Annotated in this window: 20 protein-coding genes; 14 read left to right on the plus strand and 6 right to left on the minus strand. The window is 56.5% G+C overall.

Features of this window, described 5'->3' with window-relative positions; all coding sequences use genetic code 11:
- Genes OR573_03405 through OR573_03415 form a run of 3 tightly spaced genes read left to right on the plus strand, consistent with a single transcriptional unit; the run spans position 1 to position 3,107 of the window.
- Positions 1-1,035, plus strand: a complete 1,035-nt coding sequence (locus OR573_03405) for a histone deacetylase family protein (GenBank protein ID XGA80717.1) — start codon at positions 1-3, stop codon at positions 1,033-1,035.
- Between the two features lie 15 nt (positions 1,036-1,050).
- Positions 1,051-2,154 carry a class II histone deacetylase gene (locus OR573_03410; GenBank protein XGA81653.1) on the plus strand — a complete coding sequence of 368 codons (1,104 nt, stop codon included), beginning with the start codon at positions 1,051-1,053 and terminating at the stop codon, positions 2,152-2,154.
- Entirely contained in the window at positions 2,151-3,107 is a 957-nt protein-coding gene (locus tag OR573_03415; GenBank protein XGA80718.1) for a branched-chain amino acid transaminase, read from the plus strand. Before OR573_03410 ends, OR573_03415 begins: the two co-directional genes overlap by 4 nt.
- Here OR573_03415 and OR573_03420 read toward each other — a convergent pair.
- Both OR573_03420 and OR573_03425 read right to left on the minus strand, forming a co-directional pair.
- The gene (locus tag OR573_03420) at positions 3,104-3,406 is read right to left on the minus strand and encodes a helix-turn-helix transcriptional regulator (protein XGA80719.1); all 303 of its coding nucleotides are present in this window, start codon (positions 3,404-3,406) and stop codon (positions 3,104-3,106) included. The two genes, OR573_03415 and OR573_03420, sit on opposite strands and share 4 nt — an antisense overlap.
- An 11-nt stretch (positions 3,407-3,417) precedes the next feature.
- The gene (locus tag OR573_03425) at positions 3,418-3,762 is read right to left on the minus strand and encodes a type II toxin-antitoxin system RelE/ParE family toxin (protein XGA80720.1); all 345 of its coding nucleotides are present in this window, start codon (positions 3,760-3,762) and stop codon (positions 3,418-3,420) included.
- Between the two features lie 150 nt (positions 3,763-3,912).
- Here OR573_03425 and OR573_03430 point away from each other — a divergent pair, with 150 nt between their 5' ends.
- From OR573_03430 to OR573_03455, 6 genes are all read left to right on the plus strand, one after another.
- Positions 3,913-7,620: an ATP-binding protein gene (locus OR573_03430; protein XGA80721.1), complete on the plus strand. Its 3,708-nt coding sequence runs from the start codon at positions 3,913-3,915 to the stop codon at positions 7,618-7,620.
- Positions 7,617-8,267, plus strand: a complete 651-nt coding sequence (locus OR573_03435) for a hypothetical protein (protein XGA80722.1) — start codon at positions 7,617-7,619, stop codon at positions 8,265-8,267. The genes OR573_03430 and OR573_03435 overlap by 4 nt, the downstream gene beginning before the upstream one ends.
- Positions 8,264-9,523, plus strand: coding sequence for a hypothetical protein (locus OR573_03440; GenBank protein ID XGA80723.1), 1,260 nt, complete (start codon positions 8,264-8,266; stop codon positions 9,521-9,523). The genes OR573_03435 and OR573_03440 overlap by 4 nt, the downstream gene beginning before the upstream one ends.
- Before the next feature lie 14 nt (positions 9,524-9,537).
- On the plus strand, positions 9,538-10,410 hold the full coding sequence (locus OR573_03445) for a hypothetical protein (GenBank protein ID XGA80724.1): 873 nt from the start codon (positions 9,538-9,540) through the stop codon (positions 10,408-10,410).
- 922 nt (positions 10,411-11,332) lie between these two features.
- Positions 11,333-11,785 (plus strand): hypothetical protein, encoded by a 453-nt coding sequence (locus tag OR573_03450; protein ID XGA80725.1) that lies wholly within the window; start codon positions 11,333-11,335, stop codon positions 11,783-11,785.
- Between the two features lie 93 nt (positions 11,786-11,878).
- Positions 11,879-12,502, plus strand: coding sequence for a HEPN domain-containing protein (locus tag OR573_03455; protein XGA80726.1), 624 nt, complete (start codon positions 11,879-11,881; stop codon positions 12,500-12,502).
- Between the two features lie 593 nt (positions 12,503-13,095).
- Here OR573_03455 and rlmF read toward each other — a convergent pair.
- On the minus strand, positions 13,096-14,046 hold the full coding sequence (gene rlmF, locus OR573_03460) for a 23S rRNA (adenine(1618)-N(6))-methyltransferase RlmF (GenBank protein ID XGA80727.1): 951 nt from the start codon (positions 14,044-14,046) through the stop codon (positions 13,096-13,098).
- A 223-nt stretch (positions 14,047-14,269) separates the two neighbouring features.
- On the opposite strand from rlmF, the gene OR573_03465 reads away from it, so the two are divergent.
- On the plus strand, positions 14,270-14,809 hold the full coding sequence (locus tag OR573_03465; GenBank protein XGA80728.1) for a hypothetical protein: 540 nt from the start codon (positions 14,270-14,272) through the stop codon (positions 14,807-14,809).
- A 69-nt stretch (positions 14,810-14,878) separates the two neighbouring features.
- The gene (locus tag OR573_03470; protein XGA80729.1) at positions 14,879-16,051 is read left to right on the plus strand and encodes a sodium-potassium/proton antiporter ChaA; all 1,173 of its coding nucleotides are present in this window, start codon (positions 14,879-14,881) and stop codon (positions 16,049-16,051) included.
- A gap of 37 nt (positions 16,052-16,088) precedes the next feature.
- Here the strand turns inward: OR573_03470 and OR573_03475 are convergent, their stop codons facing one another.
- The 3 genes from OR573_03475 to OR573_03485 all read right to left on the minus strand — a co-directional run bounded on the left by OR573_03475 (position 16,089) and on the right by OR573_03485 (position 17,961).
- Positions 16,089-16,343 carry a Txe/YoeB family addiction module toxin gene (locus OR573_03475; protein ID XGA80730.1) on the minus strand — a complete coding sequence of 85 codons (255 nt, stop codon included), beginning with the start codon at positions 16,341-16,343 and terminating at the stop codon, positions 16,089-16,091.
- Positions 16,340-16,591, minus strand: a complete 252-nt coding sequence (locus tag OR573_03480; GenBank protein ID XGA80731.1) for a type II toxin-antitoxin system prevent-host-death family antitoxin — start codon at positions 16,589-16,591, stop codon at positions 16,340-16,342. The genes OR573_03475 and OR573_03480 overlap by 4 nt, the downstream gene beginning before the upstream one ends.
- A 173-nt stretch (positions 16,592-16,764) precedes the next feature.
- Positions 16,765-17,961, minus strand: coding sequence for a homoserine O-acetyltransferase (locus tag OR573_03485; GenBank protein XGA80732.1), 1,197 nt, complete (start codon positions 17,959-17,961; stop codon positions 16,765-16,767).
- A 298-nt stretch (positions 17,962-18,259) separates the two neighbouring features.
- Here OR573_03485 and OR573_03490 point away from each other — a divergent pair, with 298 nt between their 5' ends.
- The 3 genes from OR573_03490 to OR573_03500 are packed head-to-tail and all read left to right on the plus strand — an operon-like array spanning position 18,260 to position 21,125.
- Positions 18,260-18,448 carry a hypothetical protein gene (locus OR573_03490; GenBank protein ID XGA80733.1) on the plus strand — a complete coding sequence of 63 codons (189 nt, stop codon included), beginning with the start codon at positions 18,260-18,262 and terminating at the stop codon, positions 18,446-18,448.
- On the plus strand, positions 18,448-19,758 hold the full coding sequence (locus tag OR573_03495; GenBank protein ID XGA81654.1) for an insulinase family protein: 1,311 nt from the start codon (positions 18,448-18,450) through the stop codon (positions 19,756-19,758). Before OR573_03490 ends, OR573_03495 begins: the two co-directional genes overlap by 1 nt.
- On the plus strand, positions 19,755-21,125 hold the full coding sequence (locus OR573_03500; GenBank protein ID XGA80734.1) for an insulinase family protein: 1,371 nt from the start codon (positions 19,755-19,757) through the stop codon (positions 21,123-21,125). Before OR573_03495 ends, OR573_03500 begins: the two co-directional genes overlap by 4 nt.
- The last annotated feature ends 48 nt before the right edge of the window (positions 21,126-21,173 follow it).

Consider the following 21,173-nt stretch of genomic DNA (forward strand, 5'->3'; position numbering starts at 1 on the left):
ATGAAATGCTTTTACCATCCGGATCAGGCGCAGCATGCGCCGCCCACCTTTTTGTTGCGTGGCCAGCCGGCGCCTTCCCCGGAAGGGCCGGTGCGCGCTGAATTGCTTAGCGAAGGGCTGGCGGCAGCAGGTTTGAGCCTGACGGCCCCGACAGAAACTGACTCCCCGACCCTGCGCAAACGTCTGGAGCAGATTCACACCCCGCGCTATTTGCAGTTTCTGGAAACTATCCATGAGCGCTGGCATGCCATGCCGGGGGCGTCTGAGCTGGTCGCGCCCAACGTTCACCCCTGTGGCGGTGCGCGCCATTATCCGCGCCACCCCACCGGGCAGGCAGGCTGGCATCTACACGATATGGCCTGCCCGCTGAGTGCTACCAGCTTTCAGGGGGCGCTCGCGTCGGCATCAACGGCGGTTGCTGCTGCCGAAGATGTGCTGCGTGGAGCTGCCCGTTCCTATGCCTTGTGCCGCCCTCCTGGCCATCACGCCGGGCCGGATAACGCCGGTGGCTTTTGTCTGATCAACAATGCAGCGCTGGCCGCCAGCGTGCTGCGTGAGAAAGTGTCTAAAGTCGCTATCATTGATGTGGATTTACACCACGGCAACGGCACCCAGGATATCTTCTACACACGCGGCGATATCTGGACGGGCTCGGTGCACGTTGACCCCACGGATTTCTACCCCTTCTTCTGGGGAGGCGCCGATGAAACCGGTAGCGGCGAGGGGGAAGGTGCCAACCTTAATCTGCCCCTGCCGCTGGGCAGCAATGGCGAGACCTATCTGGATGCGGTGGCGACCCTGATCGAGCAGCTCAACCACTTCCAGCCAGAGGCTGTGGTGGTGTCGTTGGGGTTGGATATCCACAAGGACGACCCGCTGGCCGGGTTAAGCGTGGAAACCGAGGAGTTTGTGGCCCTGGGCGAGCAGTTGAGCGCGCTGACACAGCCTACCGTGGTGATTCAGGAAGGTGGCTATCCGACCGAGCATCTAAGCGCTAACCTGACCGCCTTTATGCGCGGTTATCTGCGAGGCTGAATGAGTGAGACAGGGTTGATAAAGACAGGCTTTTACTGGCATGAACGCTGCTTCTGGCATGATCAGGGCGCTATTGGGGTGTTTTCGGCGCCAGGGGAGTTTCTGCAACCGCAGGCTGCTTCGGAAAGCCCAGAAAGCAAGCGGCGGCTGAAGAATATTCTCGAAGTCAGTGGCTTGATCGACGAACTACAGGTTGTGAAACCCCCAGCGGCCACCGAGGAAGACCTGCTGCGTTTTCATACGCCACGTTATCTTAAGATGTTGGCGGAAGATGATGCCCGCGGGGGCGGGAACGGCGGTGACTGCGCGCCCTTTATGCCCGGCAGCTGGGCCGCGGCTCGCCATTCGGCAGGGCTTGCCGTGGCAGCGGTGGAAGACGTGGCCCTGGGCAAGGTCGCCAATGCCTACGCGCTGTGCCGCCCGCCCGGCCACCATGCCGAGGCCGATCAGGGGCGCGGTTTCTGCCTGCTGGGCAATATCCCGGTGGCGGTGATGCGCGCAAGGGCCTTGGGGCAGGTCAAGCGGGTGGCGATTCTTGATTGGGATGTGCATCACGGCAACGGCCAGCAGTCAGCCTTCTATACAGACCCAGAGGTGCTGACCGTGTCCATTCACCAGTCTGGCAACTATCCTCTGGAGACGGGCTATTTTGACGAGCAGGGTGACGGCGCCGGAAAGAGCACCAACCTCAACCTGCCGTTGCCACCAGGCTGTGGGCTGGGGGCTTATCAGTACGCCATGGAAACCTTGGTTCTGCCCGCGATGGAAGCCTTCGCGCCGGACATGATCGTGGTTGCCTGCGGTTATGACGCCTGCGCCAAGGACCCGCTGGGCAAGATGCTGCTCAACAGCGGCGCCTTTGCTGAAATGACCGCACAGCTAAAAGCGCTGGCCGAGCGCTGCTGCGCAGGCAAACTGGTGGTGGTGCATGAAGGCGGTTACTCGGAGGGCTATGTGCCTTTGTGTGGCCATGGTGTGATTCAGACCCTGGCGGGCAGTGATATTGCAGTGCCCGATCCGCAGAACGATGAAATTGCCGCCTGGGATTATCAGGCGTTACAGCCGCATCAGCAGGCGCTGATCGATGGCTGGCGCCAACAGTGGGAGCAAAATGCATGACACCGCTTTATGATCGCGATGGCTGGATCTGGCAGGATGGCGAATGGCTGGAATGGCGAGAGGCCAAGGTTCACGTATTCACCCATACCCTGCATTACGGCATGGGCTGTTTTGAAGGCGTGCGCGCCTATGCAGGCGAGCAGGGCACGGCGCTGTTTCGTGTTACTGAACACACCCGCCGACTGGCAGAAAGCGCCCATGCGCTGGATATCCCGATGGATTTCAGCGAAGCCGCGCTGATTGATGCCCAGCAGGAATGCCTGCGAAAAAACAAGCTGACCAACGCCTACCTCAAACCGACGGTCTTTCTTGGTGCAGAAGGCCTGGGCCTGCGGGCCAAAGGGTTAAGCACCCATGTGATGATTGCCGCCTGGGATCTGGGGCCTTATCTATCGCCGGAGGCCAAGCGTTGCGGGCTGCGTGCGCTGACCTCCTCCTGGGCACGCCACCACGTCAATATCAGCCTGTGCCGGGCCAAAACCAGCGGCCACTACGTCAACTCCATGCTGGCGCTGAATACCGCCGTCAAGGCCGGCTTTGATGAAACCATCATGCTCGACCCGGAAGGTTATGTGGCGGAAGCCTCGGCTGCCAATGTCTTCCTGCTGCGCGATGGCGTGCTGCACACCCCGGAAGTCACCTCCTGCCTGCAGGGCATCACCCGCGACAGCGTGATTCAGCTGGCCCGCGAAGCGCTGGGCATTGAAGTGCGCGAACGGCGCATCACCCGGGATGAACTCTACACCGCCGACGAAGCCTTCCTCACCGGCACTGCCGCCGAAATCCTCCCACTGCGCGAGCTGGATGGGCGAAAAATCGGCTTCAGGGCAGGCGCCCCCGCCGTAGATGCCCCTATCCCTGACGACAGCGTCACCGCCCGGCTACAGCAAGCCTACCAGCAAGCCGTCCGCGGCGAACTGCCCGCGTTCAAGCACTGGTTGATGCCGGTCTAGACAGAGAAACCATGATGGCTACCGTCCGGCAGCTCGACATCAATTCGCATGCGTCCGCCCAGGGATTCGATATAGCGTTTTAAAGAGCTTAGCCGGATATCTTGTCCGTCTCTTTCCATCTTGGCGATGGTCGGTTGTTTGACACCCATGGCTGTCGCCAGCTCTGTCTGCGTTTTTTCGGCCAAACGTCGAATTTCAGCCAAATGGATGTCCATCAGGATGTGATCCGCTTCCTGCCGAGCAGACGCTACAAGTTCTGGGTTTTCTTCTGCCAGTAGTTCTTTTAAGGAACGTGTCATGGCTGTCTCTCTCATGTCAGCGAATTTAAATGCTTCTCATACTCTTCATCAGCAATGGGAATCATCTCTTGATAAAAACGTTTGTCATTTTTTCCTTTATCGCCAGCACATAAAATAATCCCGGTTCGTTTAGGATCAAAAGCAAAGAAAGCTCTCAGCGGTTTTCCCTGGCTCTGGATGCGTAATTCTTTCATATTGGCGTAGCGGGATTCATTGACCGTATCTGCGTGGGGCCTGGGAAGATGAGGTCCTTGGTTTTCCAGTAACATTAACCCTACAATGACTTTACGTCGGTCTACGTCATCCAACCCTTTGAACCATTGTTCAAATCGAGCTGTTTGTTGTACATCCCACATGGCGGCGCTCCCTTGCCGATCATCATGTTTATATTATATAGCACAAAAGCTATAATTGGCCACTCAAGCATGTTGCTCCCTTGTGTGATGACGTAAACTGTCGGGTCAATAAATCGATTTATCAGATAACGACATGACCAGGGATGCGGCATGGCTCACTTACTGCGTATCGTGATGATTCACGGCCACCTCGACGGCGTGGTCGAGTTAAGTCTGGATGGTCACACCAATATCTGCGGCACCAACGCCTCCGGCAAGACGACCCTGCAGCGTCTGGTGCCGGTGTTCTATGGCGAGCTGCCTAATCGGGTGGTGCCCAAAACGCGCATGAAATTCGATGCGTTCTATCTGCCCAACAGCAACAGTTACCTTGTCTACGAATATCGCCGTGAAGCGGGTAGCCTGTGTCAGGTGGTGCTGACACGGGGAACCAACGGCGGCGTGGAATACCGTTTTGTGGCGGCCCCTTACCAGCCTGAAGATTATCTGCTGGAAAGCGAGGGCAGGGTGGTCGCCCGCGATTATCCGCAATGGCTGAATGGCCTGCGCCATAACGGCATTGCTACCTCCAGCAAGCTGACGGCCACCTCGGAATATCGGGCGGTGATTCAGAATGACTTCACCCCGATTCCCGGTATGGCCTCTCACGGCAACCGTAAAGAGGCGCTCAGGCTGCGCCAGATGGCCGCCCAGTTCAGCCTGGTCAAGCCGGAACACCGCATCCGCCATATGGAAAAGCTGGTCTCGGCGGTGCATGCCAAAGAGGGCAAAATGGATACCCTCAAAACCATGCTGGCGGCGATTTTCGAGGAAGACGGCGTGGAACTGCCGGTCACCCGGATTCGCAGCAACAAGGCGCGGGGCTGGGTCGGCCAGATGCGCCAGTCCATGCGTCTGGCGCCCTTGCAGCAGGCACTGGCCGAGCTGCGCGACACCGATGCGGAACTGGCCCGTCTTGAGGCCCTGCTGTGGCAGCTCAAGCCCCAGCTGGACGCCGACCGTCACCGCACCGAAGGCGATGCCGCAGATACCGACGCCGCGATCAAGGAGCACAAGGCGGCCTTCAAGGCCCAGCAGGAAGACTACGAAACCGCACGCGATGCGTTAAACGACCAGCTCAGCGCCCGTGAAAGTGAGCGTAAGCAGGCCGAGCGCAGCCTGGAAGACCTTCAGCAACGCTATGAAGCCTATGCAGACGCCGACATGCCTGCGCTTGAGCGTGACCTGCAGGCGCTGCCGCAACAGCGCGAAAAGCGCCAGCAGCTGAAAGAACATCTGGCGCTGATGCAGGAAGCCGCTGAGGCCAGCCAGGCGCGCAAGGAAGAACGCCTGCGCGAGCTGGGGGAAACCCTGGCCCGCCAGAGCGAAGAAATTCAGGCCCAGCTGGACGCCGTTGGTGAAGAGCAGGCGCAACGCCGTGAAGCCCACTGGAACGACCAGCAGCGCCTGACCGAACGCTATCAGCAGCAGCGTCAGACGCTGGATGCCAGTTTTCAGGGGCGTTTGTCCGAAGGTGTGCAGCGTCTGGCCATGCTCAAGGCGGCACTGGAGCATCAAGGCCCCAGCCGCGAAGAAAGCGCCGAGGCCGAACTGGCCCAGGCGCGGCTGGATCAGGCGCAAGGGTCGCTCAATGCGGCGCGTGAACATCACAACAGCTTGCGCCTGGAACTGGATACCCATAAGCGTGCCCGCGAACAGGCTGACAGCGCCTTCAATGCCGCCCGCCAGCAGCTGGCGCTTGCCCAGCAGCACAGCCGCGAACTGCATCGCCAGAAAGACCCGGAACAGGGCAGCCTGCGCCACTTCCTGCGCTTTCATCGCCCCGGTTGGGAGCAGTCCCTGGGTAAAGTACTGGCACCGGAACTGCTGGAGCGCCGCGATCTGGCGCCCGCCATGTTGGAGGTGAAAAACGCCTCCATCCGCCCGCCTGAGAGCGATAGCCTTTATGGCCTGCAGGTCAGCCTGAATGCTATTGCACTGCCGGATTACGCTCAGGATGAAGCCAGCCTGCTGGCTGCCATCGAGGCCGCCGAGGCCGCTGTTCTGCAGGCAGAAGCAGACGTTGAAGCCAAGCAGAAAACCCTGCGTCGCCACAGCGAGCAGGTCACCCTGGCCGAGCAGGCACTAAGCAAGGCTCGCCTGGCGGTGACCAGCGCTGAAGAAGAGCTTGAGTACGCCCAGCAAGCCCGCCACCAGCTACAGGAACGCCACGCCAACGCCCAGAAGCAGCGTCGCATCGAACAGGAAACAGCCCTGGCCGAGCAGCAAGCGGTGCAACAGGCCTTGGAAGAAGAGCAGCAGGAAGCCCAGGCTCAGCTGGAGGCCACCCATCAAGCCGAGCTTATCGAGCTCAAGGCCGATGCCCAAAGCCAGCAGGACACCCTGGCCGCGCGTTTGCAGCAGCATAAACAGCAGTTGAACGAACTTAAAAGTGAACACCAGCGCCAGCGCAATGAGCTGGAGCAGGCCTTTGATCAGGAGCTTCAGGCCAGTGGCGTCGACCCAGTCACCCTGCGCGATACCCGTCAGCGGCTGCAGCAGCTGGAAACGCATATTCGTGAAACGGCGGCCCGCCAGGAGGAGCTGGAAAACTATCAGCGCTTTATGCGCGTGGAGTGGGGGCAGCAAAAACCGGAACTGATTGAGCAGCTGAGTGAACTGACCCGCAGCTGCGATGAACTCAAGCGCGAGCAGAAAAACCAGCAGCAAGCCTTCAAGGCGGCCCAGGCGAGCTATCGCCAGGCCCTCAACCAATTGCAGGAAACCTACCAACAGGCCGAAGCGCTGCTCGAAGAGCTTAAACCGCTGCTAAAACAGTTGGATGAGTTGGCCCTGAGCGCGGATGCCACGCCTCAACAGGACGCGCCGGGAGACGTCAGTGAACGCCTGGCACGCGCCCGCCAGGCCCTTAAACAGCGGGCAGAGGCCCGCGATACCCTGCGCAGGGGCTGTCAGGAGGTGGAAAGCCAGCTGATCAAGGGCGCCAGCAGCGGGTTTGTCGAAATGCTGGAAGGCGAACGCGAAAAACTGCCTGATCGCGAAGACCCTCGCCGGGTGCTGCCACTGCTCGCTGATATGCTCAAGCTGCTGGAAGACCAGCAACAGCAACTGGTGCAGCAGGGGCGCAATATTGGCGATGATCTGGTCAAGTTCTTTACCGTCTTCCGTGACCTTAACCGCCGCATCAGCGCCCAGAGCCGTCGGCTTTCCGACGAGGTGGCGGACGATCTGCGCCTGGAAGGCATTACCAAGGCCGAGGTGCAGATCCAGTCAACCATCGACGAACTGGGCTTCTGGGAGCCACTCAAGGATTTTGCCCAGCGCTATCAGCACTGGATGCAGGCGGGCTATACCCTGCCCAGCGATGACTATCTGGATGCCCTGGCGGATGTGGTCGATCTGCTGCGCCACGATCAGCAATACAGCTTTGAAAGCCTGCTGCGCCTGGAGCTGCACCTCAACGAAGGCGGCGCGGATCTGATTATCCGTAATGATCGCCAGCTGCTGGAATCCTCCAGCCACGGCATGGCCTACCTGATTCTGTGCAAGTTTCTGCTGGCCTTCACCCGGCTGCTGCGCGGCAAGGCCGAGATCGCCATTCACTGGCCAATTGATGAAATTGGCACTCTGGCCTACCACAACGTCGAGAAACTGTTTGAGGCCTGCGACAGCAATCGTATTCATATTGTCGGTGCCTTCCCCAACCCAGAGTCGGACGTGCTGATGCTGTTCCACCACCGCTACCTGATTGAGCGCGACGCCGATGATAAGGATATCCGCCGCCTGAAACGCATTGAGCCGCGCCTGAGCCCGCTGGCCGCCCGCATCAAGGCGCGCAGCGAGGAGGTAACCGCATGAGCGAGATCAACCTTGCCAGGATGCTCAGCCATGGGCCTCTGCTGGAACGCCTGCTGGCCGGCGAATTTATCTGTGCGGTGAGCGATGAAAGCGCGTTTCGCCAGCTTCAGGACGGCAGCCTGCGTGAAGCGCTGGATGCTTATCTGCGCCCGCTCAACCGGCGGCTGGCCAGTAACGACGAAGGCAGCGTGTATTTTCTGGCCTGGCGGCAGGTGGATGATGCCGCCCGCGAACAGCTTTCCCGCCAGCTTAACGAGACGGTCAATCATCTGCTGCCGCTGCTGGAATGGCTGCAGCTGGTGCAGGAAGCGCTGGGGCGTGATGCGGTGCTGGCGCCAGGGGATGTGCTCAAGCCCGGCGAGCTGCAGGCCAGAAGCGAAGACAACCCCAGCCTGCGTGAGCGCATCGAGCGGCTGGCCACCGACAGCTTTTTTGGCTCCCAGAGCGAACAGCTTGATGCCCAGGTCAAACAGGTATTCAAGCGCCTGAAAGAGCACGGCTATTTGCTTCAGCCCCACAGCGACCGCCAGGTTTACCTGGTCACCGGCAAGATCGACTACCTGATTGACTGGGTGCGCTTTATTCGCGATGAAGAGCAGCTGCCGATTGATACACAGGGCGAGGCCAGCCAGGAGACGCTGCTGTGAGCCAGCTCAATGATGCCCAGAATGCGCCGCTGGAAAGCCGTTTGCTGACCACCGGCGTTGAACGGCTGGCGCTGATTGGGCGCCATGCCGACGTTCTGATGCAAGGCTACACCCAGGATGAAGTGCCCCTGGAAGGGCTGAGCAGTAACGCCCTGCGCAAGTTGCTTGCCGCGCGACTTCTGTGGCGCCCGGACGAGCATAGCGGCGTTAAGCTGACCCCCAAGATGCGCGAACTGATTGCCGATATGGTGGCTGATGAATCGCGTCGTCAGGTGAACGCCGATGTGGCGGACACCCTTGAGCAGATTCGCACCCAGGTCGCCAGTTACCGTGAATCCAGTCAGTTGGGCGATTACTGGCAGCAGGAACAGCAGCTGTTGCGCCTGCGCCAGACGGTGGACGACCTGAACGGCCGTTTTGCCGATGCCATCGATAGCCTGTGGCAGCGGCTTAACAGCGATTTCGGCTTTGTCAGCCGCTTGAATGACAAGGTGCGCGAAAACGAACGTGCCCAAAAGCAGGTGGTGCGCCTGCTGGATGGCCTGGCGCTGATCGATTTCGACGAGCTGATTGATCTGGTGGGTAGCGATGGCACCCTGCGCAAGCTGCTCATCAGCCAGCTTCAGCAGCAGCTTAGCCAGCATTTCACCAGCCTGCGCGAAGTGCAAAGCCGCCTGACCGAGCTGATGGCGCGCTTTCGGCGCATGCAGGCACGTAGCCGTCTGGTGTCGGGTATGGCCGCCTTTCTGCGCGAACACCCAGGCTTCACGCCGGGCAACTATGCCCGCCGCAGCGAGGTGCCAGAGCTTTGCAACCGTGCGGCACCGCTGTCAGCGGCTGGGTCTGCCGCGCTGGATCACCATCACGATATGGCCCTGCTGGGCAGTCTGTTGAAAAACCTGCCCAGCGTGACGCACTCTCCTGAGGTGACAGCCGCCGCTGGCCCCACGGTGATGGCAGAAAGTGCCATGGTGGCTGCTCGGCAGCAGGCCCTGAAGCAGGATGTTGAAAATTTCTACCTGCATGTGGTCGATAGCAGTGCCGATGAACCCCTCAGCGCCCTGGCGTACCTGCAGGCAAGCGAGCTGGCCTGGCCCGAGGAGATCTGGCTGTATCAGGTGATTGCCGAGTTTCAGGGGTTGGGGCAGCACGAGCAGCAGGCGTTTGATTGGCAGCCCGAAGAGAGCAAAGCCAGCCCCTTTAACGATGTGCGCCTGATTCATGATGTGGCGCTGCGCTTTGCAGGAATTGCATAAGGAAAGGAAAGGGTATGAAACTGTCCGGTCGGGCGCGCAAGAACCTGAATGAAGTGGATCATCTGCTGCGCCGTCATCCAGAAGTGGTCAAACCGCGCCGCCAGTGGGTGGATGATGTGGTGGCCTGGTGCCATGAAAACCATATCGACCCCGGCCTGCGCCTGAATGGCCGAGAGCTGCATTTTGACCGCGAGCTGATTAAGCAGATCAACACCACCCTGCTCAGCCAGGGGCAGCCGCCGGTCGGGCGCTCACTAAGCGGGCTGACCAGCCTGGAACAAGCCAAGGAAGGGTTTGACGAAGACAAGGGCAACCGTGAAGGCCCAAGAGCCCAGCGGGTGCTGGTCAACGCACCTGCTGACCAGCCTGAATGGCTGGGCAAGGCATCGCGAGCAATTCACGATGTGGATTGGCGCGGCATCCGGCTGGACGCCTGCGACACGCTGATTCAGGTGGAAAACCTCGACTGCTTCTACCACTTCGACCCCACGCGGCTGGCGCTGGAAAACGTAAAGCAACCTCTGATTGTGTACCGGGGAGATAAGCATTACGGCGGTGCCTTCAGGCCCCTGGCTGAAGCCTGGCGGACAACCCGCAAGGCACATTACTACGCCGGCGACTTCGACGTTCAAGGCGTCAGCCTCGCGCTTTCCAGCGGCGCCACCGCGCTTTTGGTGCCGCCGCTGGAATGGCTGCAGCACCACGCCACCGGCTTCCACGACCCAGCAGAGCAACAACCCTTCCGCCCCGCGCTGGAACGCCACCGCAACGCACTCCCCGCCGCCCACCCGCTGCAACCCTACCTGGCAATCCTACTCGGCTCACACCGAGGCCTCCGCCAGCAATGGTTCGAAACCCTGGTCAGCGTGCCGCTGCATCAGGAGTGAATATGCACTCAACACCGTCACGTCATTCCGAAAGCACCCAACACCATCATTCTGAAAGCACTTTAACACCGTCATTCCCGAAAGAAACCCCACACTGTCATTCCCGAAAGAAACCCCACACTGTCATTCCCGAAAGAAACCCCCACCGTCATTCCCGAATGGGGTAATCGGGAATCCATTTTGACCTTGCCAAAAGAGGCACAAACGTAGGGTGGCTTAGTAAAGCAAGCCACCAACACACCGCAGGCGAGAGCCGTTAAGCCCCCCAACACCGTCATTCCCGAAAGAAACCCCCACCGTCATTCCCGAATGGGGTAATCGGGAATCCATTTTGACCTTGCCAAAAGAGGCACAAACGTAGGGGGCTTAGTAAAGCAAGCCATCAATTCGCCGCAGGCGAGAGCCGTTAAGCCCCCCAACACCTTCATTCCCGAAAGCACTCAACACCGTCATTCCTGAAAGAACCCCCACACTGTCATTCCCGAATGGGGTGATCGGGAATCCATTTTGACCTTGCCAAAAGAGGCTCAAACGTAGAGTGGCTTAGTAAAGCAAGCCACCAAAACACCGCAGGCGAGCCCTGTAAGCAGCCTGTTATATCAGCCAACATCCACCAAAAGATGTTAGCCAAAGGCTGGGATTAAAATAAATTAACTGCTAGTCTTAAACTAGTTGGGTAGTGCAGACATAACGAGAATAGTTAAATATAAATTTACTTTTTATACAGTGTTATTGAAACCGCAAATGCAGCACGCACGCGAATTCTGAAAATGCAGCCTAAGAAGTATTAATTTTTTTGAGAGTCATGCAGTTATATCGGAAAAGGCAGGCTGCATTTGCCCGATAAACGTGCCAGCATGTTCATCCAATCATAGAGCGCGCTGTCTAATACGCTGTTATGCGGCAATTGGGGAGTCATACGATGTCAATAGATTCAATCGTTACTGTTCTTGAGCAATATGGAACCTGCAAAAGCCTTAGTCCAGAGTCGCTAGCCTATTACGCATACCATGTGGCTGTGAACAAAGATTTTATGCATCTGTACACATCTAGTGTTGCAACCTTTATCAGTTTGTCCATTGCTGCAATTGGAGTGTCAGCAGGTTTCCGAGAAAAGGTATTAGGTCAGGCTGGTCCTTTGGAACTCAATTGGTTAATTATTTCTTCTTGGTTCTTCTTGGCTCTAACGATATTGACTGGAGCCTATTATCTGTATGCCGCGCCAAAGCATATTGAGTTTCGTTATCAATGTGACCAGTTTACGCCATTTGGTATATGGCCTGGACATGCATATGGCGCATGTACGATTTTTCTACTGTTGGGTATGGCGCTTCTTTTTTCAGCCATAGTACGGCAGGCACGAAATGCCCCATAACCAGGCCAAGCACGGGAACAGCTTTTCCGTTTCGGCTTCGCCTTCACTACAAAGCTGCCCGTGTTGGCAACGTTATAAGTCTGAGGAGGCTCTTTGCCATCGAACGCACATGCAAAGTTCTTGAAAACAATAAGGCGTTGCGAATCTTTGGTCGCCTCATACAAGCAACTACAGGAAATCGACCAAGAAAATGGCGCTGCTGTTCCAACTCCAAAAGATATTGTCCGTGGCGCGGTGGTTCTGGCGGTTGCGGCGCTCGACACATACGTGACCGATGTTTTTTCGGAGAAACTGGTTCCTTACCTTCAGCGCTACAGACCTGATGAAGAGCTAATAGATCTCCTCCACGATGCAGGCCTGGACACCAAAGAGGCGCTTGTATTGCTGGGCATGGACAGGCCATATAGGCGGATTAGGACATTAATCGAGAACTACTATGGGTCGTACACGACTCAGAAATTCGACGTTATTGACCAAATTTTCCGTCCCTATAGGCTAATCAATATAACTGAAAACGCTGCCAGGAGAAGTGGCAGAATATCTATCAAAAAATCCGTTGGGAAATTAGTAGAGCGCCGGCATCAGATTGCTCACGCCGGAGATTACAATCGACACGGGCGAATAATAGACATTGATGAGGCACAGATTGCAACCCGAATAGAGCATCTGGAGCTATTTGTAACGAATATGGACGCAATACTGTGCAACAGGGTTTGACGACTTCTAACCAAGCCAAGCACAGCGACAGCTTTTTCGTTGTGGCTTCCCCTCCACTACAAAGCTGCGCGTGTTGGCGGCGTTAGGTATATCTAATCAGGAGGCATTTAAGTATGGCAACCATGACAAACTGCATTTTCAATGGTCGCACTATTGGCATTGATGAGGCTATTGAGATTAAAGACAGTGGGTCAAGCGCTGCCCTCGATTTTCGGTGTACGGAGTGCAATCAGCACGTCCGTCCTCACCGGTCAGGTGGCCATGCAGCGGCTCATTTTGAACATCTTAAGCGCAACTCAGATTGTTCGCAAAGCCATGTTGCGCGTTAAACTTAACAATTGGTTTCAGGGCAACCCGTAAAAGCGGCATTAAGCAGTCGTGTTGCGCCTAACGAGGTTGCAGAAGCGCGTGGCAAGATGCGCTGACCCAGAGGTGCCGCATATTTCTCCGCGGACCTTGCTATAATGAGAGCAAGGTCGACGTAAACCCTCCAGGTCTGCAAAAGCGCTTATCGTGATTACCTTCCGCCATCTTGAGGTGATTCGTGAAGACCTTGGGCTCAGGGGGTAATCAGTTGATAAGCATGTGGCCGCTCACATAAATGTCCAGGCTAATATCCTGGTGATCTTGTTTCCCTGCTTCATCTCTATTTCCCTGCAATCAACGGCGCCAAGCTTGGCAATCAGCTTTTTGGCGGGCTTAACGTTGTCAGCTTTTGAAACCAGGCTGGTAAACCAGCGGCATTGAGTGGCATACACCTGGCTTTCCTTTATCAGCTTTTTCAGAAAGAGCTGTTCGCCTCCTTTGCACCATAGCTCTGCTCCCAGCCCCCCGAAATTCAGCGAGGGGGATCTTGTATCGGTGTTTTGCTCACCGCGATGACGGGCCAGGTTATTGAGCTTAAGCTGGTTACCTTTAAGTGCTTCATCCAGCGAGGCGTGGAAGGGTGGGTTGCACACGCTGACGTCAAAGAACTCCCCCGCTTGAATGATCCCTGCAAAAATCTGATGTTTATCGTGCTGCGTGCGCAGCGTAAAGCGCGCTTTGAGTTGGGGGTTGTTGGCGATAATGGTGGCGACGTTGTCAAGCGACTGAGGGTTGATGTCACTGCCGACACACTGCCAGCCGTAAATCTGGCAGGCCAGTAGTGGGTAGATGCCATTGGCTCCCGTCCCTATATCAAGCAGTTTGACGCCGGGCTGTTCACGCTCGTCGCCTATTCCAGGCAGGTCCGCCACGTAGTGGATATAGTCAGCCCTGCCTGGAATGGGAGGACAAAGCGCGCCCTCCGGAATATCCCAACCGACAATATTATAGTGCCAGCGTAATAACGCGGCGTTGAGGCGCTTGACGGCCAGTGGGTCTGCGAAATCGATGGAAAGGTTACCATACGCATTGGGTTTTACATGGCGGGCCAGTGCCGGGTGGCTTTTTACCAGCGCTGGGAAGTCATAACCCTGGTTGTGCAGATTCCTCGGGTGCAGGCCTTTGTGGGCAGGCTTGGTCTGGCTTTTTGTACTTCGATGGCGGTTGCTAGCAGTCATAGGCCCGTGGCTTAGAGTTTTAAGAGTAGAGGGGGGCAGGCATTGTAGGCGATTATAGACGTCATTCAGGTGTGCGGGGTACTTGGCAGCTCAAAGCGCGCGAGAAAAGGCCTACACCGAAACGATGGCCCACAAAGCTGATGCTTGGAATAGTCTGGACACAGGGCAGCTGCTAAGCTGGCGAAAAACTGCCAATGCCGGAAGGGCCCATATGGATGTCAGAGTGAATTCCCCCGCACAGATCATCAAGTCGTTTTCTGCCTGGCTGCCCATGCTGTTGGTGGCCTTGCTGCTTTACGGTGTTGTCTTTGTGGGGTTTACCGTGTGGCTATTGATGCAGCCATTGGGGATGGCACCGGCGCTGGCTCAGCAGCTGGGGTTGATCATTGGCGCGGTGCTGCTCACCGGTGGGTTTTACCTCTATGTCCAATGGCTGATTGGCTCTCTGGCCGCCTATGAATTATCCCTTAACGGCCAGCAGTTGCGGGTCAGAGGGATTTCCGGGCGCGGTTCAATTGACAATGAACTGCCATTGGGGGAACTTAAAAAGGTTCATATCGGCACCCGTCACCATAAAATGGAAAAGCCTTCCTCCGGCCAGCGAGGAGCCAACAGTAAAGCCGCTGCCCGGATGATGTTTGTGCTCGATGATGGCCATTACTTCAAGCTGGATTACGCCGCCAACGCCTTTGATAACCAGTCTCTGTATGACTTTCTGAGTCATCTCAAACGTAAAGGCGTCGATATCAATATCAGTGAGTAGACGGGTGGTTAACACACAGTGGTTATTTCACCTTCACTATAGAGTCAACTGGAAAAGGAGTTCAGGGTCATGACTGCAACCGCATCCTCAAACGGACGCTCCCTAGTCGGTCGGTTTTTACGCGAAGAAGCTTCGTTTCTGGTGGCGTTGCTCACCTTCCTGATTTTTCATTTCGGGCTGCATGACGCCTTGAACAAAGCCGTTACCCCTGAAACCGCTCAACCCCTGATGGGCGTTTTCTTTGCCGTATGGCTGTTTGCCGTGGTGCTTTGGGCTGCCTTTAATGTGGTTCGACATGCTGATGTGCTGGCCATCAAGCTGGGTGAGCCGCTGGGTACGCTGATTCTTACTCTGGCGGTGGTGGGTATCGAGGTGTCGCTGATCTCAGCGGTGATGCTGACCGGCGCCGAGGCGCCAACAATGGCGCGGGATACCATGACGGCGGTGCTCATGATCGTATTGGGCGGCCTCACCGGCGCTTCCCTGCTGATTGGTGGTTTTTTCCATGGCGAGCAGGACTACAACCTGCCAGGCGCGCGGGCCTATCTTGGCGTTCTGGTGCCCCTCGCTGTCTTCGCACTGGTATTGCCCGATTTCACCGCTTCCACGGATAGCCCGACGTTCACTCCCATTCAGGCAGGGTTCTTTGCGATTATCACGCTGGTGCTTTACGGCATCTTTCTGGCCATTCAAACCCTCCGCCATAAGAGCTATTTTGAGCAACCCATGCAGGAAAGGGCGGCAGACCATGAAGCGGCGCCCGGGCACTCGCATGATCATGGCCCACAGCACGCAACAAGCTATCACGCTGTCCTGTTGCTCCTGACGCTGGTGACCATAGTGCTGCTGGCGGAACTTATCGCCATGATTGTCGATTTTGGCATTGTCCAGGCGGGCGCGCCGGTGGCGTTGGGTGGGGTGATCATCGCCCTGGTGGTGCTCACACCGGAAAGCATGGCGGCCCTGGCAGCCGCCCGTGCCAACCAGCTTCAGCGCTCGGTGAATCTGCTGCTGGGTTCGGCGCTGTCAACCATTGGCCTGACCCTACCCGCGGTGGTTGCCGTCAGCCTTATAACAGGCGCCAATCTGCAGCTAGGGCTTGATATGGCCCCCATGGTGTTGCTGCTGCTGACGCTGGTTGTGTGCCTGATGACCTTCGGAGGCACCCGAACAAATGTGCTGCAGGGTGCTGTTCACATCGTTCTGTTCCTGGCCTATCTGCTGCTGATCTTCAGCCCGTAAAGCGCAATCAGCCGCTATTTTTGCGATTTGGTACTCATCAGTAGTGATAGCGAAGATGGGCAATCAAGAGGGCGTCATCGGTGACTTTGTAAACGATACGGTGTTCTGCGTTGATGCGCCGGGACCAGTAACCGCTAAGGCTGTGTTTGAGGGGTTCGGGTTTGCCAACACCCTCAAACGGTTCTCGCTTGATTTCCTTGATCAGTTTGTTGATTCGGTTAAGGATCTTCTTGTCCGTTGTCTGCCAATACAGATAATCCTCCCAGGCGTTTTCTGAGAAGATGAGCTTCATTCAATCAATTCCTTTTCTTGACCACCTCCTTGCTCAAGCTCGGCGACGGATTCCAGCAATCGCCGCGCATTTTTTGGCGCTCGCAGCAGGTAGGTGGTTTCCTGTAATGCGTCGTAGTCTTCAAGGGACATCATGACCACAGACTGTGATTTGTTGCGGGTGATAATCACAGGAGAATGGTCTTCACAGACCTGCTCCATTGTTTTAGCCAGATGAGTTCTAGCGGCTGTGTAGCTTATGGCATCCATAAATCGCCTCCTGTACAGAATGTTGTTCTGTTCAGGATATCGTACAGATAAGGCTGTCGCAATCAGCGGTATAAAACCCTCCGTGAATAAGAGAGGGATGCAAAAGTTCAATGTCGACCATGGGCCGCCTGCTGTTGCACAGGCGGCCACGCGATATCTATTGCAGAAACGCGCTATTGCAGAAATTCACGTAGCGTTTCGCTGGACTGGCCAATAGAGACCACTCCGTCCAGATGGCCCCGGTTACCTTCCAGGGTTTCAAGGGTCACATCGCTGCCGCCTTCTTCAATCAACTCGGCGGTGCGGTGCACGCTTTTAGGCGGGAAGGCAAGATCATCCTCGCTGTAGAGCATCAGGGTAGGGGCGTCGATAGCGGCAAGGCCCGCTTCTAAGGAGTCGCCGTGGCCCGCCATAAAGGCCTGGTTGGCGCGCACCAGATACAGGAAATGGTTGGCATCGGAGGCGGCTGCCCGGGCGGCGGCAATGTCATCCAGCGTTTGCTCGACCGCATAGCGGGCGTTGATATCCTGGGCAGGGTCGCGTGCTTCGTCGGCCCAGTCGCGGTTAAAGGTCTCGTTGGCCCACCGCCAGTGATTGGCATCGAGCGTGACGAGCTTGAGCGATTCTTTCAGCCCATCGATGGGTGGCTCACCTTCGTAGTAATCACCTTCATTCCAGTTGGCATCCAGGCGGATGGGTGCTGCCCAGCGGTTTAGCCTGGATAATATCCAGGGGTCGGCTACGCCAGCGCCGATAACGGGGATCAGCCTGTCCACCTTGTCAGGGTAAACGCTGGCCCATTCAATCGCCTGAAGGGCGCCCATGGAGGCGCCCATGACCGCATGCAGGGCGTCAATGCCCTGGCTTTCCAGCAGGGCATGCTGGACCTCGACAAAGTCGCGGATGGTCACCACCGGAAAATCCATGCCCCAGGGTTCGCCGGTCTCCGGGTTGGTCGAGGCGGGCCCTGTGGTGGTCACATTCGGATCATTGGCATTGAGGTTTACCAGCGTATCCGATGCAATGATGTAGTACTCATCGGTATCCAGCGGCTTGCCGGGGCCGATGATGGCGTCCCAATAGCCGGTCGGCTCGCCATCCGGGTCATAGCGGCCGGCGGCGTGGCTGGTGCCGGAGAAAAAATGAGTAATCAGAATGACGTTATCGCGGGCCTCGTTCAATTCGCCGTAGGCTTCCCAACCCACATTGAGCTCGGGAATGCTCTCACCGCCCTGAGTGGTGAAATCCTCCATCGAGAACACTTGTTTCTCGACGATACCGTCCCAGGCGAACAGCGCCGACGCCGGAAGCAGGCTGAGGGTGGTCAATGCCGCTACGCTGAATAACGCTTGCTGTTGTTTGAATATCATGCGCTTTCCTTTGATAGAGGTGCCGTTGGCCATCACGGAGGATGAACTCTTTGCCATGCTCACAAACCCGAGCACTTGATAACCACCCTATCAGCCTAGCCGCTGTTAGCGCATTTTAAAGGGGAGGCTTCGACAGTGCGTCACTGCAGTCTCTGTGATAGATAATACGACTAAAGTTTAAGCAAGGCGAGTTGCATCAATGTTATAACATCGATAAATTTATTAGGTAAACTTGATTTATTGGCGCTCACAACGACCTCTTTCTCAATTTTATCCGCCTTTTTTAACCGGGGAATACATGTATACACGATTAAAAGGTGGATTAAAGGTCGGCATTCTATGCGCATCAATGTCACTATATTTTGATTTTACTGATGGTGATAATTTTTCATTTATTAACGCTTTGGTGGCTTTTTTAGGAGCATTTGTGGCATATGAAGCGCTTGGCTTAATAGGGACGCTGTTAAAAAAGAAGCTCGATTCATGATGCTTGCTAAGTCGTTGATAAGATCCTCTGGATGCTGGGTGGTCGCCATTACCACGTTGTTCCTCCTTTTATGGCTTTTGGGTGCTGTTTCTTCGAGCCAGGAAAACCGCGTCTATACTCAGCGGACAGAGTCACAAAAAGTTCAGGCCCACGTCATTATCAGGCACGAAAACCCAGCTTCCGGATTGGCGCATTATGTTGAGCACCTCGCCTGGTTAAACACGGTGGGGGCCAAACAGCGCAGCGCTGATCGGCACTCTAACGCCTGGACGAACCCCTATGCCGTCGGTTATTGGCTTTCCGGTAACCCTGATGAACTGAGCGATATCCTTCAAACCCTTTCAGGGCTTTTTGAGCCTCTTGAAATCCCTGCTGAATTTGCTGAAGAAGAGCGCGACATTGTTTTACGTGAATACGAGTCGCGTACGGTCGATAAGCCGGATGCACAAGCGGCGGAGGCGATGAATGTGTTTCTCTATGCGGGAAATACCCTTGCTTCTTCAGTGCTGGGCACGCCAGATGACATTCGTGGGTTCAGCTACGATGGCGCCCGTGCGTTGCATGCCGCTACCCATCGTCCGGAAAATACTACCTTGCTGGTCACCGGGGGTGTGACTGAGCGAGACGTTAACCGAGCGCTGAAGGATGTCGATTGGCCCGCCAAACAAGACGCTGGCGCAGAGATTCAGCCTCCAACCTTTGAGCTGGCTGAGCCTGCAGATACCTTGCTGCGTTACCCGGAGAAAGAGGCCTCTGCGCGAGTCATTCTGCGGCACGTGGCGGCGCTGCCTGAGTCTATCCCTTTTGACCTGCTGGAAACGCATGCCTTGCTGCTCGCGGATATTCTCAACGCTAACCTGCCTGGCGGTCTTGCCGGGCCGTTGCGTTTTGATAATGCCATTGCACGTGGCTTTGATGTGCAGGTCTGGCCCCTCGATGAGCGTCACATCGAGCTTAGATTTAGGGCTGCCCCTGACAGGGGCGTATCCCTGAGGGCTGTGCAAACAGCTTTCAAGGAAACGCTGGCTGAGATTACTGATACTGGCATTCCCGATGACACCTACCAGCGGGTGTTAAACCGTTTTGAGGACTTCTGGCCTGACTGGGAGGACGATGACGAAACCGCCCGCTGGATGGCAGATTACACCCTAGGGAGGGTTGCCGCGCTGCGGCACCCCTTGCCACGCCCTGATGTGGAGCGCCTTGAACAACAGCTTTCACATCAAACAATTAATACCTTGTTAAATGAAATAACAGGGGAAGGACGAACGGCCGTTGCGTTTATCGGCCCCAAGGAGAGGTTTGAATGATTCGATTGATACCACTTGCTGCTTTAGTTGCCAGTTTAGCTGCCTGTTCTGCAGAAGAGACCAATAAAAGTGGTCCCTCCACCAGTAACGAAGTTAGCCCAGGAGGCATAGCGTATACCTTGCTTGCTATGCCTAAAAGCGACGATGTGGCTGTTCAGGTCGCTTGGCCAACGGACTGGGCATACCGCGAGAATACCAATCCGGCCGCAGCGCTGGTGGGGTCGGAGTTGATTCTTGCCGGAGGTGCTGAAGGATACCCGGCAGGTGAGGTCAATGAGCACCTGGCGGATATGCAGGCGCAAGGCGGTTTATATGCGGCGGCAAACGATCACATAGTGGGCGCCATGGTCTTGAAGCGTGATGACCTCAGTGAGGTTGTCGAGATTGCCAACGCCCATTTGCGTGCTCCCTCACTGGAGCAGTCATGGCTGGATCGGATAAGTGATGGCATTTCTCAGGGCGTGACGGAAGAGCGTGCACAGCCTGTGGCCGCCGGGTTTGAGGCTGTTCGTTGGGCGGTATTTGGTGAACACCCCTTGCGTAATGCATTATCTCTGTATGACCTGAATCCACTGGATGAACTTACTCGCGACGATATTACTGGCTGGCATGCTGAGACCTTTACGCGCTCCCCAGAAGCCGTTGCTGTGGCGGGTGATATCGATGCCGGATCAGCCGGGGAAGCGTTGGATGCACTATTCGCAGGATTGCCGGAACAGGTGCGTGAGGTGCAACGAAGCGTCTCGCCAGACTTCACACCCCGCCGAATTCTACTCCACATGCCACAAGCAGAAGTGTCAACGCTGGCGTTTATTGCGCCGTTACCGCCAACCCGAGAGGGCGGCGAAGTTGAAGATTTGCTCCTGACGCATGCCCTGGGTGGCGATGACCAAAGCGTTCTCTTTGATGCCGTGCGCACGCAACTGCGTGCCAGTTATGGTTTTGGTGCAGGAGTGAATAATTATACGCGCGAGCACCGGATTCTTGCCATGGCCGGAGATATTGACACAAACCAAGTGGCAGAGACCGAAGCGGTGGTGCGTGAGGCATACGCCAATTTCCGGCAAGATGGCCTGAAAGGGGAGCTTGCAGACCATAAAGCGCCCCTGGCTTCTCGTTTGGCTGAACTCGCCGATCTTGTGGCGGTGCAGGCGAGCAGCGCCCTGGAAAGTGCCTTGGATGAGTATCCGGTAGAGCGTTCGCTAAACGAGGAGCTTGAGGCGGTAACAGAGGCATCGCTGAATGAGCGCCTTAATACCGCCTTCCCCAGCATGGATGAGTTTATTGTTATCGCCGTCTCACCCGATGCTGAGGCGTTGCCAGAAGCCTGTGTAATCATGACCCCGCGTGAGGCAGTGGATTGCTGATGAAGTGGGTGAGGCCGCTGCGCTGCCACCTTATCAGCCTAGCCATTG

The organism is Halomonas sp. CH40 (genome assembly GCA_041875495.1).
In the GTDB taxonomy this organism is placed as follows: domain Bacteria; phylum Pseudomonadota; class Gammaproteobacteria; order Pseudomonadales; family Halomonadaceae; genus Vreelandella.